Origin of the sequence: Halopseudomonas pelagia CL-AP6, from assembly GCF_000410875.1 — a bacterium.
Taxonomy (GTDB): domain Bacteria; phylum Pseudomonadota; class Gammaproteobacteria; order Pseudomonadales; family Pseudomonadaceae; genus Halopseudomonas; species Halopseudomonas pelagia.
Genome location: NZ_AROI01000002.1, coordinates 153327 through 167706, shown reverse-complemented (window position 1 = coordinate 167706; position 14380 = coordinate 153327). Strand labels below are relative to the sequence as shown.

The 14380-nt window shown below is 56.9% G+C and carries 13 protein-coding genes; 6 read left to right on the top strand and 7 right to left on the bottom strand.

What is annotated here, in order from left to right; genetic code table 11:
- Positions 1 to 95: 95 nt before the first annotated feature.
- Together phoB and phoR are read left to right on the top strand one after the other, a co-directional pair.
- A complete protein-coding gene (gene phoB / locus K787_RS0100945; RefSeq protein ID WP_028614464.1) occupies positions 96 to 785 on the top strand; it encodes a phosphate regulon transcriptional regulator PhoB in 690 nt (229 codons plus the stop codon).
- 84 nt (positions 786 to 869) lie between these two features.
- Positions 870 to 2162 carry a phosphate regulon sensor histidine kinase PhoR gene (phoR, locus tag K787_RS0100940; protein ID WP_235801883.1) on the top strand — a complete coding sequence of 431 codons (1293 nt, stop codon included), beginning with the start codon at positions 870 to 872 and terminating at the stop codon, positions 2160 to 2162.
- Between the two features lie 33 nt (positions 2163 to 2195).
- Here the strand turns inward: phoR and K787_RS0100935 are convergent, their stop codons facing one another.
- Both K787_RS0100935 and K787_RS0100930 read right to left on the bottom strand, forming a co-directional pair.
- Positions 2196 to 3116 (bottom strand): response regulator, encoded by a 921-nt coding sequence (locus tag K787_RS0100935; protein WP_022960901.1) that lies wholly within the window; start codon positions 3114 to 3116, stop codon positions 2196 to 2198.
- Between the two features lie 153 nt (positions 3117 to 3269).
- The gene (locus tag K787_RS0100930; protein WP_022960900.1) at positions 3270 to 4424 is read right to left on the bottom strand and encodes an iron-containing alcohol dehydrogenase; all 1155 of its coding nucleotides are present in this window, start codon (positions 4422 to 4424) and stop codon (positions 3270 to 3272) included.
- A gap of 293 nt (positions 4425 to 4717) precedes the next feature.
- Here K787_RS0100930 and K787_RS0100925 point away from each other — a divergent pair, with 293 nt between their 5' ends.
- Positions 4718 to 5029: a c-type cytochrome gene (locus K787_RS0100925; RefSeq protein WP_022960899.1), complete on the top strand. Its 312-nt coding sequence runs from the start codon at positions 4718 to 4720 to the stop codon at positions 5027 to 5029.
- A gap of 67 nt (positions 5030 to 5096) precedes the next feature.
- On the opposite strand, the gene phoU is transcribed toward K787_RS0100925, so the two are convergent.
- From phoU to K787_RS0100900, 5 genes are all read right to left on the bottom strand, one after another.
- Positions 5097 to 5819: a phosphate signaling complex protein PhoU gene (gene phoU, locus K787_RS0100920; protein ID WP_022960898.1), complete on the bottom strand. Its 723-nt coding sequence runs from the start codon at positions 5817 to 5819 to the stop codon at positions 5097 to 5099.
- A gap of 20 nt (positions 5820 to 5839) precedes the next feature.
- The gene (gene pstB / locus K787_RS0100915) at positions 5840 to 6691 is read right to left on the bottom strand and encodes a phosphate ABC transporter ATP-binding protein PstB (RefSeq protein WP_028614462.1); all 852 of its coding nucleotides are present in this window, start codon (positions 6689 to 6691) and stop codon (positions 5840 to 5842) included.
- A gap of 46 nt (positions 6692 to 6737) precedes the next feature.
- Positions 6738 to 8402 carry a phosphate ABC transporter permease PstA gene (pstA, locus tag K787_RS0100910; RefSeq protein WP_022960896.1) on the bottom strand — a complete coding sequence of 555 codons (1665 nt, stop codon included), beginning with the start codon at positions 8400 to 8402 and terminating at the stop codon, positions 6738 to 6740.
- 21 nt (positions 8403 to 8423) lie between these two features.
- Positions 8424 to 10715: an ABC transporter permease subunit gene (locus tag K787_RS0100905; protein WP_022960895.1), complete on the bottom strand. Its 2292-nt coding sequence runs from the start codon at positions 10713 to 10715 to the stop codon at positions 8424 to 8426.
- Between the two features lie 357 nt (positions 10716 to 11072).
- The gene (locus K787_RS0100900; protein ID WP_022960894.1) at positions 11073 to 12044 is read right to left on the bottom strand and encodes a PstS family phosphate ABC transporter substrate-binding protein; all 972 of its coding nucleotides are present in this window, start codon (positions 12042 to 12044) and stop codon (positions 11073 to 11075) included.
- Positions 12045 to 12242: 198 nt separating this feature from the next.
- Between K787_RS0100900 and K787_RS21820 the strand changes: the two genes are divergently transcribed.
- Genes K787_RS21820 through K787_RS0100885 form a run of 3 tightly spaced genes read left to right on the top strand, consistent with a single transcriptional unit; the run spans position 12243 to position 14341 of the window.
- Positions 12243 to 12581 (top strand): ArsR/SmtB family transcription factor, encoded by a 339-nt coding sequence (locus K787_RS21820; protein ID WP_022960893.1) that lies wholly within the window; start codon positions 12243 to 12245, stop codon positions 12579 to 12581.
- Entirely contained in the window at positions 12574 to 13689 is a 1116-nt protein-coding gene (gene arsB / locus K787_RS0100890) for an ACR3 family arsenite efflux transporter (RefSeq protein WP_022960892.1), read from the top strand. The genes K787_RS21820 and arsB overlap by 8 nt, the downstream gene beginning before the upstream one ends.
- Positions 13682 to 14341 (top strand): NADPH-dependent FMN reductase, encoded by a 660-nt coding sequence (locus K787_RS0100885; RefSeq protein ID WP_022960891.1) that lies wholly within the window; start codon positions 13682 to 13684, stop codon positions 14339 to 14341. Before arsB ends, K787_RS0100885 begins: the two co-directional genes overlap by 8 nt.
- The last annotated feature ends 39 nt before the right edge of the window (positions 14342 to 14380 follow it).

Below are 14380 nucleotides of genomic sequence, written 5' to 3'. Positions count from 1 at the left end.
AATTTAACCGGCATGCCATCAGGCCGTCACACAACTGCAACAAAAATGTTATCTAATCGGCGCATGTGAGCACAATGCAACGGGATGGCAATACCATGGCAGGCAAGACCATACTGATCGTCGATGACGAGGCCCCGATCCGGGAAATGATCGCTGTAGCACTGGAAATGGCCGGCTACGACTGTGTCGAAGCGGAAAATACCCAGCAGGCCCACGCCTGTATTATCGACAAGCAACCTGATCTGATCCTGCTTGACTGGATGTTGCCTGGCACCACAGGTATCGAGTTGGCCAGACGCCTCAAGCGCAACGAAATGACCTCGGAAATTCCGATCATCATGCTCACGGCCAAGGGCGAAGAAGACAACAAGATCCAAGGCCTTGAAGTCGGTGCCGATGATTACATTACCAAACCCTTCTCGCCCCGCGAATTGGTCGCCCGTCTCAAGGCGGTGCTGCGCCGAGCCGGCCCTGCGGACAACGACGCGCCGATCGAAATCAACGGTTTGCATCTGGATCCAGCCAGCCACCGGGTCACCATCGATGACAAGCCGGCTGACATGGGCCCCACCGAATACCGCCTGCTGCAATTTTTCATGACCCATCAGGAGCGCGCCTACACCCGTGGTCAGTTGCTTGACCAGGTGTGGGGTGGCAACGTCTATGTTGAGGAGCGCACCGTCGATGTTCATATCCGGCGCCTGCGCAAAGCCCTAGGCACTCAGTATGAACATCTGGTGCAAACAGTACGTGGAACCGGTTACCGCTTTTCAACCAAAAGCTGACACTGATCTCTGACCCTGATCTGGCGCATGACGCAAGTACGCCAGTGAAGTAGTGTATGAGGATTGCGGCTTATGGGAGCAAGCGTGAGAACAAACTGGCTGGGCGGCGTGACCTATCGCCTGTTCTGGATCCTGTTGCCATGTCTGGTGCTGGGCCTGGTATTCGGCCAGGTTGCTTGGGCGCTGGTAGTCGGGCTGAGTGCCTATCTGGCCTGGAACCTGCGCCAGATGCTGCGCTTCCACCACTGGCTGATCCATCGCCCCAACGAAGCCCCACCTGAAACCAAAGGGGTTTGGGGCGACATCTTCGACAGCATTTACCATATGCAACGACGCGATAAGCGGATGCGCGAGCGCCTGCAGATGGTTATAGACCGTATTCAGGCCTCGACTGCGGCACTTAGCGATGCGGTGGTGATGATTGATCTCAACGGCCAACTGGAATGGTGGAATCATGCCGCTGAGCGAATGCTCGGGCTGCGTTCGCCGGATGATAGCGGTCAGTACGTCACCAACCTGATCCGCGACCCCCGTTTCGTTGAATTCTTTGAGCAGAACCATTACCAGGACCCCCTGGATATCCCCTCACCCATCGATGTCAGCGCGTGGCTGCAGTACACCATTACCCACTACGGTGACGGTGACCGTTTGATGGTGGTGCGCGACGTGACGCGGCTACATAACCTGGAACAGATGCGCAAAGATTTCGTCGCCAACGTCTCCCATGAGTTGCGCACACCGTTGACGGTGGTCGTCGGCTACCTGGAGACCTTGCAAGACAGTGACGAGCCCCTCAACCCGCGCTGGAAGCGGGCGCTGCACCAAATGCAGCAACAGGCGGCGCGCATGCAAAGCCTGCTCAACGACCTGCTGATGCTGGCGCGCCTGGAAACGGCTGACCAGGTAATTGAAGAAAAGCCGGTCGATATCGGCCTGATGCTGCAGGGTATTCGCAAGGACGCCCAGGCACTATCAGCTGAGCGAGGCCACCTGATCACCCTGGAGGTGGCCAGTAACACGCGCCTCAAGGGCAGTGAAGTCGAACTGCGCAGCGCCTTTTCCAATTTGGTCTTCAATGCCGTGAAATACACCCCAGACCAGGGCGAGATACATATTCGCTGGTGGCAGGACGACATGGGCGCGCATCTCAGCGTCAGCGACAACGGCGCAGGCATAGCCCCGCAGCATATTCACCGTCTGACCGAGCGCTTTTACCGGGTCGACTCCAGTCGCAGCACGCATACCGGCGGCACCGGCCTGGGCCTGGCGATCGTCAAGCACGTATTGCTACGCCACCAGGGCAAACTGGACATCATCAGCACCCCGGGCCATGGCAGCACCTTTACCTGCCACTTTCCTACGACCCGTCTTGATTGACAGTTCTGGGCCGGCAGCTCCGGGCGCGTCGCCTCAGGCGCTGGGGGAATAATGCCGTTGCGCACTGCCGGAGGCGATCAGGCGTGACAGGTACTCCAGCTTCTGCGGATCTTGATCGACAAACTTGAGCGTCACTTTCAACCATTCACAGTCAACACTTACCTCCATCGCCGCAACGCTATGCACGTAGACATTCATCCGGGCAATGGACTGGTCGGCATCCTGCTCCAGATCCAGCACGCCACTTTCAAACACCTGTGGCAGCCGCTCTGCACGACGCACGACAACCAGGGCGTCACGCAAGCTCAAGGCCTTGACCACGCAAGCAAACTGCTCACCCGCCAGGCGCAGCTGCGCCTGGCCTTTGACCGACCGTTCTTCTGGCTCGGGCGCCGACTTGGCAGTCGTGTTAGCAGCTTGGGCAGCTTGTTCGAAAGGGTTCACCACGGGTGCTTTAGCCGTTGGCTTGGCGCCATCGGCAACGGCCAACTTGCCGCCCATCAGGTGGCTGACCGAGTCATGTGCCGCTGCGGTGCTTGTCTGCGGTTGGCGTCCGCTCAGCGCCTCCAGCTTGCCACTGCGATGCAGCGCCTTTTTTACCTTGGCACTGAGTTGATCGCTGGTAAACGGTTTACCAATATAATCGCTGACCCCGGACTGAATGGCCTCGATGACATTTTCCTTGTCGCCACGGCTAGTGACCATGATGAACGGGGTCTTTTCCGACCCCGGCTGACCACGGAACCACTGCAACAGCTCCAGGCCACTCATTTCCGGCATCTCCCAATCGCAGAGGATAAGATCAAAACCCTGGCGACTAAGCAATTGCTGGGCTTTGCGTCCGTTCACTGCCTCTTCAATCTGCAAACCTGGAAATTGCCCGCGTAGCGCCTTCTTTATCAGGTCACGGATAAAGGGAGCGTCATCCACTATCAGGGCTGATACTTTCGCCATCTCATGTCTCTTGATCTGAATGTCAGCCCAAGCTTAGCGCAGACCGCCGGCAAACCACAGACATACGGGGCAATCCTATCCGGGAAAGTAGCAAATACCGCACGCACGCGGCATGAACCGGCGCCTGCGGTCTAAGCCGACATGGCTAGCGGGTCAAAGAGTGCCGCCCAATGCGTTAAGAAACAGCTGCTGGTATTGCGCGGCGTCCATCTGCACTGCGTTGGTACGTGCGGTGACGTCTCTGGCTGACATGCTGCCGATTAACTCTGCCTGGCTAGCGTCCATGCCGATGTCCGCCAGGGTATGGGCAATGCCCAGCTCAGCGCGCAATTGCAGAATCCACGCCAGCACGCCTTCGAAACCCGCAGTCGGCAAGTCCAGATAGCGCGACAGACGCAACATCTCCGGTTCAATTGCCGCGCGGTTGGCCTGAAGGACATAGGGCATCATGATCGCATTCAATAAACCATGGTGGCTGTCGTAGAGCGCCCCCAGGGTATGCGAAACGGCGTGGATCGCCCCTAGGCCGCGCTGGAATGCGACAGCCCCCATGCTCGATGCAACTAACATCTGCTGGCGTGCCTGCAGATCCTGCCCGTTGGCGGTGGCGCGGGGCAGGTATTCCTTGACCAAGCGCATGCCCTCCAGCGCGATGGCTTCAGCCATGGGGTGATAGAGGGGCGTGCAGTAGGCTTCCAGGTTATGCGCCAAGGCATCCATACCCGTGGCAGCGGTGAGCTTGGGCGGCAAGCCCAGGGTCAGCTCCGGGTCCAGAATCACAATGCCCGGAACCATCTTCAAATGGAAGATAGGCCGCTTGATGTGCTTGGTTTCGTCAGTAATAACCACCGCCTGACCCACTTCCGAGCCGGTTCCTGCCGTCGTTGGTACGGCCACGACCGGCAGCATCTTGCTGGCATCTATGCTGCCTGGATTTGCCTCGAAGAGCGTACAGCTCTGGTGCGCAATCAGCGCAATGGCCTTGGCCGCATCAATCGCCGAACCGCCGCCGAAAGCAATCACACCGTCATGCTCGCCAGCCTTGAGTACCGCGACGCCATCGGCGACGTTAGCACCAGTGGGATTACCCTTTATAGCGCTGAACAGACCCACCCGCAGGCCAGCATCGCGGCAATACTGCAGCGCCTGTTCGACCATGGGAAAACTCGCGAGCCCGGGATCGGTGACTAACAAAGGCGCTTGCATGCCCAGCTGGCTGCAACATTTACCCAGCTCGCGAAGGCGCCCGGCACCCACCCGCATCGCAGTGGGGTAGTGCCAGTTCATGCTGTAGGATGTGATTTCCATGGGATCTCCAATACGATTGATGCCGAAGGTGTCGCGCTGCGCCGAAACGCCTTAATGCGCGAAATAGACACATAACTATTTTGTGTCCCGAAACATACCCAAACATGGCGTCCGCGTCCACGCCTGTCGGCAAGCACCCAGGCCTGCGCGAAATTAATCTGCGCCAAGAAGGTAATCTGCGACAAATAGCCTCTTGTATTGTCCATAGTAAAGCGGCAACGTGATCGCATCCTGCGTAAAAGCCATCAGTATAGGTTGGCAACGCGCACCTGATAGCCCTGTGAGGATTAACCATGAGACGCTTACTGTTACCCCTGATGACCTTTGGAGCCATGCTGGCTGCCCCTGTCGCCCTTGCCGATGGCGAAGCACTGTTCAACAGCAAACCTTGCGTGGCGTGCCATGCTGTCGACAACAAGCTGGTAGGCCCATCGCTGAAAGAAGTGGCGGCCAAATATGACGGTGAGGAAGGCGCCGTGGCAACCGTGGCCGGTCACATCAAGAACGGTATCTCAGGTTTATGGGGGCCGATCCCCATGCCCGCCAACCAGGTCACCGACGACGAAGCCACCCAGTTGGCGGAATGGGTGCTGAGCCTGAAGTAAGTCAGGCCAGCACAAAAAACCCGCCTAGGCGGGTTTTTTTGTCTGTAGCTCTGACAGCCATGCGCAGTCAGCTCTTTTTTACTTCGACTTCAGCGTTCGTCAGGCCCATGTACCGCACATCCGTTCCCTTGACCAGATAAATCACCTGCTCGGCTACGTTACGCGCATGGTCGCCAACCCGCTCCAGCGAACGAAGTACCCAAAGAATGCTCAGTACCCGGCTGATGGAGCGCGGGTCTTCCATCATATAAGTAACCATCTCACGCATCGCGCTTTTGTATTCCTGATCCACGATCTTGTCTTCACGCGCAACCAGTAATGCCTGATCACTGTCAAGCCGCGCGAAAGCGTCCAGCGCATCCTGCACCATCTTGCGCACGTGGTGGCCAATATGACGGCATTCAACATAGCCACGCGGTGACTGGCCCTCTTCCACTAGCTGCAACGCCCGCTTGGCAATCTTCGAGGCCTCGTCACCAATACGCTCGAGATCGACAATGATCTTGGTGATACACATGATCAAACGCAGATCGCTGGCCGCTGGCTGCCGGCGGGCGAGAATGCGCATGCACTCTTCGTCAATCTGGCGCTCCATCTGATTGATCAGATTGTCATTGAGGCGCACCTGCTCGGCCAGCTTCTCATCACCTTCGATCAGCGCAGTAATAGAGTCATTGACCTGCTTTTCCACCAGGCCCCCCATTTCCAGCATCTGGGTACGGATATCTTCCAGCTCTTCATTGAACTGTTTGGAAATATGGTGGCTAAAAGCTTCTTTATCTTCTGTCATGGTAGATATCTCCCCGCTGATTAGCCGTAGCGGCCGGTGATGTAGTCTTCGGTCTGTTTCTTGGCCGGGTTGGTAAACAGAGTGTTGGTATCACCAAATTCCACCATGTCGCCCATATACATAAACGCAGTGTAGTCGGAGACGCGCGCCGCCTGCTGCATGTTATGGGTCACGATAAGGATGGTGTAGTCCTTTTTCAGCTCGTTGATCAGCTCTTCAATCTTCAGCGTCGAAATCGGATCCAGGGCCGACGCAGGCTCATCCAGCAAAATCACTTCTGGCTCGATGGCGATAGCCCGGGCAATCACCAGACGCTGCTGCTGGCCGCCAGACATGCCGAAGGCGTTGTCGTTCAGACGATCCTTGACCTCGTCCCAGAGCGCCGCAGAACGCAGCGATCGCTCGACCACTTCATCCAGATCACGTTTGGAGCTAACGCCCTGCAAACGCAGACCGTAGGCGACGTTCTCATAGATCGATTTGGGGAACGGGTTGGGCTTCTGGAACACCATGCCAACGTTGCGACGCAGCTCGGCCACGTCCACGTCACGATCATAGATGTTCTTGCCGTCCATCATGATCTCGCCCGTAATACGGCAAATATCCACCAGATCGTTCATTCGGTTGAAGCAGCGTAGCAGGGTCGACTTGCCACACCCGGACGGTCCGATAAAGGCGGTGACCTTTTTGTCTGGAATGGTCAAATCAATGCCATTAAGCGCCTGATCATTAGCGTAGAACAGCTCCAGGTTGTTCACCTGGATTTTGGTTTTTTCATCGGCCATCGACAGCACCGCACCCTTGCGATCGGTCAGTGCACTGCTGGCGGATATACCCACTTTTGCCGTTTGCGTTGTTGCCTGTGTATTCATGTCTTGAGACTCGTTGGTCATATCGTTCTACCTGTTTTGAGTGCAATCAGTCAGAAGCGCTGCGATAGCGCTCGCGCAGGTGGTTACGGATGGAAATGGCGGTCAGGTTGAGGATCACGATCAACAGGACCAGAATCAATGCGGTCGCGTATACCAGCGGCCGGGCCGCCTCGACATTGGGACTCTGGAAGCCGACATCATAGATGTGGAAACCCAGGTGCATGATCTTGCGCTCCAGGTGGATAAAGGGCGCAATGCCATCGATAGGCAAGGTCGGCGCCAGCTTGACCACACCTACCAGCATCAGCGGGGCCACTTCTCCCGCAGCCCGGGCAATGGCCAGAATCATCCCGGTCATCATTGCCGGGGTAGCCAAAGGTACGATCACTTTCCACAGGGTTTCGGCTTTGGTCGCTCCCAGGGCCAGACTACCCTGGCGAATGGTACTCGGAATCCGCGCCAGACCCTCTTCGGTCGATACGATCACGATCGGGAGAGTCAGCAACGCCAGCGTCAGTGACGCCCAGAACAGGCCTGGCGTGCCGAAGGTCGGTGCCGGCAGCGATGCTTCGTAGAACATCCGGTCAATATTACCGCCGAGAAAGTAGACGAAAAAGCCCAAACCAAACACGCCGTAGACGATAGATGGCACGCCGGCCAGGTTGTATACCGAGATGCGGATGATCCGGGTCATGGTGCCCTGCCTGGCGTATTCGCGCAGATAAATCGCCGCGAAGATGCCAAAGGGGGTCACGATAATGGTCATCACGAACACCATGGTAATGGTGCCGAAAATGGCCGGGAAAATACCGCCTTCCGTATTCGCCTCGCGTGGGTCCTCGGAGAGAAACTCACCCAGCCGCACCATGTACTGAACCATCTTGGTGGGCAGCGACATCGCGTTGGGCGCCGTTACCCGCACTACGGTCGCCAACGAAAGATCTACGTCGTCACCGCTGGCCATGCGCATGGTCAGAATGTCGCGAGTGGTGCTGGCATAGAGCTGATCGAGTTCATCGCGCAGCTCGCCATATTCGGCGTTCAGCTCGGTACTACGGAGCAGGATGCGCGCCTCTTCGGCTTCGCGGACGTCGGCCGAGGGGTCGGCCAGGTCGAGGCGCCGCTGATCCAGACGCAGCGCTTCAATATCGGTATTAATGCGACCGATGCGGCGGCGTTCGATCGCCTTGATGTCGTCGTGCAGGGTAATGCTGCGCTCGACGGACGTCTTCAACGCCTGCTGGAACTCAGGTGCTTCGGCGTCGATAATCTGACCGTCCAGCGTCAGGCGCACCGGATAGCCGTAGAAGTTACCCCACTCGCGGCGCTCGACGGTAAAGGCGTTATCCGGGTATTCGACTGCGGCCATGCCGACTTCCGTTTCCCAGATAAAATCTCGCCCGGTTTGGTCACGATTGCCCTGCTTGAACAGCCAGCGGGTCATCAGCTCGGTGCCTTCGGGCACAAAGTAACCTGCATCCTTAGCAACCGCAGCCGGGATTGTTTGCGACCGAACACGCTCCCCGAGTATGACCCGGCGCGAGCCGTCCTGCTCGGTGACCACTACTTCCGCCACAGCCGTCGGCCAGAAATGCCCGAAGCCCCGTACCGCGATCAGACCCAGCAGACCGATCACCATCAACATACAGATGGCCACTGCTCCACCGTTCAACCAGATCCAGGGAGCACCACTCTTGAACCACGATTTCATCTTCTTTCCCCTATCCGGTGATCACAGGTTGCTGTAGCGGGTACGCAACCGCTGACGCACAATTTCAGCAATGGTGTTGACCACAAAGGTCAGCGCCAGCAGTACCAAGGCCGCGAGAAACAGCACGCGGAAGTGCGAGGAGCCCACCGCAGTTTCCGGCAACTCCACGGCGATGTTTGCGGACAAGGTACGCATGCCCTCGAAGATATTGAAATTGATCACCGGCGTATTACCGGTGGCCATCAACACAATCATGGTCTCGCCTACCGCACGGCCAAAACCCATCATGACTGCCGAAAAGATCCCTGGGCTGGCGGTCGGCAAGACCACGCCGACAACGGTTTGCCAACGCGTAGCACCGAGTGCCAACGAGCCTTGGGTCAAGTGTCGCGGCACCGTGAATACAGCGTCTTCTGCAATCGAAAAGATGGTCGGAATAACCGCAAAGCCCATGGCGATACCTACAATCAAAGCATTGCGTTGCTCGTAGTTGATGCCGACATCGGTCATCCACTGGCGGGCGCTGCCGTTAAAGAACCAGATCTCGATAAAGGGGCTGATGACGACGCTGAACCAGACGAAACCGATGATCAAAGGCACCAGCAGCACCGCTTCCCAACCTTCCGGTACCAGCTTGCGAATGCCCTCCGGCAAAAGCCTGGACCAGAAGAAGCCAAAACACAGCATCAGGATGGGTAGCAGAAACAGGATACTGAAGATCGCCGGCAGGTGATCCTCAGTGAACGGGGCCAACCAGAGCCCAGCCAAAAAACCGAGAATAACGGTCGGCAGCGCCTCCATGATTTCAATAGTAGGCTTGACCAGGCCACGCAGCTTGGGCGTCATGAAATAGGCGGTGTAAATAGCACCGGCAATGGCCAGTGGCATGGCAAACAACATGGCGTAAAACGCCGCTTTCAGCGTACCCACCGAGAGCGGTACCAGACTGAACTTGGACTCGAATTCATCCGAGGCGGAAGACGACTGCCAGATATACGCTGGATCAGCGCGCCCTTCATACCAGACCTTGTTCCACATGGCTTTAAAGGACAGCTGGGGATGCTCGTTCCACAACTCCGCCACATGTACCCGGCCGTCCACGTCCAGCGCTGCAATCCGACCATTAAAAGGCGAGACAGCGACCTTGCTGATGGGTTTGTCGACATAGGAATCAAGATAGAGGGTGCGCGATGACGTACCGTAGTGCACGCCGATCTGCCCCTCAACATCCGCAGCAATAAATCCCTTACGGTTGTATTCCGGCGCTATCGCGCTGATTGCCGCACCATGGGAGTCAAAATCGCGTACGCGCGTCAGGTCGTACTGATTCTGCTCATCACGCACCAGAAACCACTGGCTCAACTCGCCGGACTCAGTACCCACCACCAGCGACACGGTGCCAACCAGAAACTCCATTGCCGTAATCGGACTACCGACACTGACGCTGGCAACCAGACGCGCATTTTTTGGCTGACTGACGTCGTAATAATGGATATTGCCGACACTGTCGGCGATAAACAGGCTGCGCAGCGTTTTATCCAACAGCAGCTTGACCGGCTCACCGGGGATCGGCGGCAGCTCATAGGTATCACTGCTGACGGTCACTTCACCGGTCATCAGATTTTCCCGGCTGGTGAAGCTGCTCAGTAGCAAGCGGTCGTCTGCGGTCACGCCAGCGATCATGGTACCCGTGCGTCCGCGCACGACGCTTTCGATCGCCAGTAATTCGATCGCTTGCCCTTGCTCATCCAGCACCAACGGCGCCTCCCCCATCGGATATTCAAGTTTCGGGGTGATATAGCGCTGCCCGTTGGGGAAGGTCAGATCATAGGAGTGGCGCACCACCTTGACCTGGCCATTGCTCAGGCCGTGGGCGGTATAATCATTAACGAACTCGCCGTTGGCGTAACTGGTTATCTCAGCGCCTTCAGGCAGGTTCAGGGAGATCTGCGAGCGAATTTCGCCATCATCCAGCTCAAAGAAGGTGACTTGGCCATCATTACTGTATTCCACGCCCAGCTCTTCATACCGCTCGATCAAGATACTATTGGTATCCGCCCCGGAGACAGGAATCTCGTAATTGGCCAGCGGGGTAACGGCGGCGCCTTTAAGGATGGGTGCCACTTCATAGAACAGGTAGACGAAGATCATCGCCAAGGCGGCAACCACGCCGAAACCGGCAATGGTAATACCCCAACGCGAAGCGCCATCTTTGAACATGCGCCGCTTGCGCAAGGAGCGTCGAGCTTCTGCGCTGGGCAACAGCGAGCGCTTGGGCGTGTCTTTAGTCATCGTCGAGGTTATATCAGTCATTTCTGGCCACTCTTTCCGATCATGCCATCACGGCCAGTCAAGGCTAAATGGGCAATGTGACATTCATGTTACAGAACGGTGTCAGCTTCATATTTCGTTCCCAGGCCGCTACAGGCCATCAAGCTCGGCATGCCAAACTTAAAGGAACAAATTGGCTAGGTCGGGGCAAGCCCGAAAACGCTGAGCCGGCAGATTGAAGCCCGCGAAGACAGGCATCCATCATCGGTCACCAAGAAACCGCCATTTCCAGCTGATCGTCATCTGACGATGGCAGAGCACATGCGATTTTTGATAAAAAAAGAGGCCCATTGGGCCTCTTTTTCTGCCTGCCGTCCTTGGCAGCGGAGCAAAAGCGTATCAGTTGATACCCAGCTCGCTCTTGACCTTCTCGCCTACCGAGTTCGGCAGGGGCACGTAACCGTCACGATCAACAGTCGCCTGACCCGTCTTCGAGTACAGCATCTTGACGAATTCACGCGTCAGCGGGTCCAGATCCTGGCTAGGGTTCTTGTTGATATAAACATAGAGGTAACGCGCCAGCGGATAAGTACCAGCTTCTGCGTTTTCAGCACTCGCCTCGACGAACTCACCACCTTCCTCGGCTGACAGCGGTACGATACGGACGCCCGAAGTGCGGTAGCCAATACCGGAGTAACCGATACCATTGATGGACTCGGTCACGCCCTGTACTACGGAAGAAGAACCAGGCTGCTCATTAACACTGGACTTGAAGTCACCACCACACAGGGCGTTGTCCTTGAAGTAACCATAGGTGCCGGATACGGCGTTACGACCGTAGATAGCGAAATCGCGGTTATCCCACGCGCCGCTCATGCCCAGCTGACCCCAGCGAGTGATATCTTCACTTCCACCGCAACGGCGAGTAGCAGAGAAGATGGCGTCAACCTGAGGTATGGACAGACCTTCAATTGGGTTGTCCTTGTTGACGTACACCGCCAACATGTCGACTGCTACAGGAAGCGCGTAAGGTGCATAACCATGACGCTCTTCGAAAGTCTTGATCTCCGAATCACGCATCGCGCGGCTCATCGGGGCCAGGTTGGCGGTACCTTCGGTGATCGCTGGCGGCGCAGTAGAGGAACCAGCACCCTGGATCTGGACATTGACGTTAGGGTAGAACTTGTTGAATTCTTCAGCCCACAGGGTCATCAGGTTGTTCAGCGTGTCTGAACCGATGCTCGACAGGTTGCCGGACACACCGCCAACGCGCTCGTAATCAGGCAGGGCGGAATCGATTTCAGCCATGGCAGTCATGCTGAACCCAGCGGTAGCGAAGGCGACAGCGGCACACAGTTGCTTCAATTTCATAGTGTTCTCCTAGAACGGATGTATTGGCATCACGCGACCGATTATCTGGAAGCTGTGTGACAACTCTATGCGTTGTTTATGACAGTTGTGTGAACGCCGGCAACCCATCCGATCCCGCTCAAAGACTAACCACAGACAATTGGCATTATCGGAAAATAGTAGTATCGTTAAACGACGATCAACGATAAAAGCTTGCTTATGCCTGAAACTGACGCCTTTGTTCTAGCCAATATAGCCAAAGCGCTGGGCCATCCCGCACGAATTCGCATCGTACAGCTGCTGGCTGATCGCCACAGTTGTATCGGCGGAGACATTGTCGACGAAATTGGTCTGGCCCAATCTACTGTGTCCGAACACCTGCGCATCCTCAAGGAGTCCAGGGTAATAACCGGTGAAATAGAGCACCCGCGCATCTGTTATTCGCTCAATCCAGCAATCCTGTGCACGCTGGCAGATTGGCTAGGTAACGCCATCGGCCAAGCGGCCACTCAGAACCAGGACTGCAGCATTCCCGACCGGAGTAGTAGCCATGAGTAACAGCACCTCCATCTCGGCTTTCGAGCGCTACCTGTCCGTCTGGGTGGCACTGGCCATCGCTGCGGGCATTGCTCTGGGCAACCTGTTGCCCGGCGGCTTCCAATGGCTGGCATCAATGGAATACGGCTCAGTCAACTTTGTCGTCGCGGTGCTGATCTGGTTTATGGTCTACCCGATGATGGTTTCGGTGGATTTCAGCAGCCTCAAGCGTATCCACGAGCGGCCCAAAGGCCTGATCATTACCCTGGTGGTGAACTGGCTGATCAAGCCCTTCACCATGGCCGGCTTGGGTGTGCTGTTTTTTCACTACTTCTTTATTGACCTGATCGATCCAGCCAACGCCAGTCAATACATTGCCGGCCTGATCCTGCTCGGCGCTGCACCTTGCACCGCAATGGTCTTCGTCTGGTCGCAACTGACCAAGGGCGACCCCAATTACACCTTGGCCCAGGTCGCTCTTAACGACGTCATCATGATTTTCGCCTTCGCCCCCATTGTGGCGCTGTTGCTGGGCGTCACGGATATCGAAGTGCCCTGGGCTACGCTGATTCTGTCGGTGGGTCTGTATGTACTGATCCCGTTGATCGCCGGGGTGCTGACCCGCTGGAAGATTAGCGCGGGCGCCAGTTCCAAGCCCGCGGCGGAGCAAGCGGTAAAGCGCTTCACGTCCAGAGTGAAGCCTTTTTCGGTGCTCGGGCTGCTGGCCACGGTGGTGCTACTGTTTGGTTTCCAGGGCAATGTCATTCTGGAACAACCACTACTGATCGGTCTGATCGCGATACCGCTGCTGATCCAGTCTTATGGCATCTTCGCACTTGGCTATGCGGCAGCCAAAGTATGGAAGGTGCCGTTCAACGTCGCCGCGCCCTGCGCAATGATCGGCACCTCGAACTTCTTCGAACTAGCCGTTGCCGTGGCCATCGGCATGTTCGGTCTCAATTCTGGAGCGGCACTGGTGACCGTGGTGGGCGTGTTGGTGGAGGTGCCGGTGATGCTGTCGCTGGTGGCGTTTGCCAACCGCACGCAACACTGGTTTCCGGCTAATGACGCCGAGCAAACGCCCAGTATATTGGCGGAACATGCCCCTGATGGAGAAGATAATGCCTAACCACTTCCTGATCTTTCTCGGCACAACCCGGGACAGCACGCCGCCGCGGCCCGCACACCTGGGTCTGCGCGTAGCCCGTGCCTGTCTGGCGTACATAGAGGCGACAGACAATTCAGCAGAGCTGATTGACCCCTTGGACTACGACCTGGGCACGGTATTCAAACCGCATTTTGCCTATGCCGCAGGCAAGGCGCCCGCAGCCCTGGACAGCCTGGCCGAGAAAATCCAGGCCGCCGACGGCTACGTGATGGTCAGCCCGGAATACAATCATTCGATGAGTCCGGCATTGGCACACCTGCTGAATCATTTCGGCAGCTCGCTGTTTTCCTACAAACCCAGCGCCATTGTTACCTACTCGGCCGGCCAATGGGGCGGCGTGCGTGCTGCAGTGGGAATGCGCAGCTTCCTGTCGGAAATGGGCTGCCTGCCGGTGTCGGCGATGATTCATGTGCCTGAGGCACAAAACGTGCTGAATGAAGACGGCAGTTGGTCGGCTGAAACCGACTCGACACGCTGGGACGGTTACCTGGCACGCACATTCGAGCAACTCGATTGGTGGGCCAGTGCCACCCAGCACCAACGGGCCGAAGATGACCCGCAGCAGCGAATTCCCGCGTTCAACAAAAGCCCGACCCAGCGCAACGCGCCCTGAACCCTTTAGCGCGTGGCTGCAACCTGATGCGGTGCCTAT

Bases quoted from the DNA above. Each gene is read 5' to 3' on its own strand.
- phoB (WP_028614464.1), top strand. From the start codon at position 96: ATGGCAGGCAAGACCATACTGATCGTCGATGACGAGGCCCCGATCCGG.
- K787_RS0100935 (WP_022960901.1), bottom strand. From the start codon at position 3,116: ATGGCGAAAGTATCAGCCCTGATAGTGGATGACGCTCCCTTTATCCGT.
- K787_RS0100930 (WP_022960900.1), bottom strand. From the start codon at position 4,424: ATGGAAATCACATCCTACAGCATGAACTGGCACTACCCCACTGCGATG.
- K787_RS0100925 (WP_022960899.1), top strand. From the start codon at position 4,718: ATGAGACGCTTACTGTTACCCCTGATGACCTTTGGAGCCATGCTGGCT.
- phoU (WP_022960898.1), bottom strand. From the start codon at position 5,819: ATGACAGAAGATAAAGAAGCTTTTAGCCACCATATTTCCAAACAGTTC.
- pstB (WP_028614462.1), bottom strand. From the start codon at position 6,691: ATGAATACACAGGCAACAACGCAAACGGCAAAAGTGGGTATATCCGCC.
- pstA (WP_022960896.1), bottom strand. From the start codon at position 8,402: ATGAAATCGTGGTTCAAGAGTGGTGCTCCCTGGATCTGGTTGAACGGT.
- K787_RS0100905 (WP_022960895.1), bottom strand. From the start codon at position 10,715: ATGACTGATATAACCTCGACGATGACTAAAGACACGCCCAAGCGCTCG.
- K787_RS0100900 (WP_022960894.1), bottom strand. From the start codon at position 12,044: ATGAAATTGAAGCAACTGTGTGCCGCTGTCGCCTTCGCTACCGCTGGG.
- K787_RS21820 (WP_022960893.1), top strand. From the start codon at position 12,243: ATGCCTGAAACTGACGCCTTTGTTCTAGCCAATATAGCCAAAGCGCTG.
- arsB (WP_022960892.1), top strand. From the start codon at position 12,574: ATGAGTAACAGCACCTCCATCTCGGCTTTCGAGCGCTACCTGTCCGTC.
- K787_RS0100885 (WP_022960891.1), top strand. From the start codon at position 13,682: ATGCCTAACCACTTCCTGATCTTTCTCGGCACAACCCGGGACAGCACG.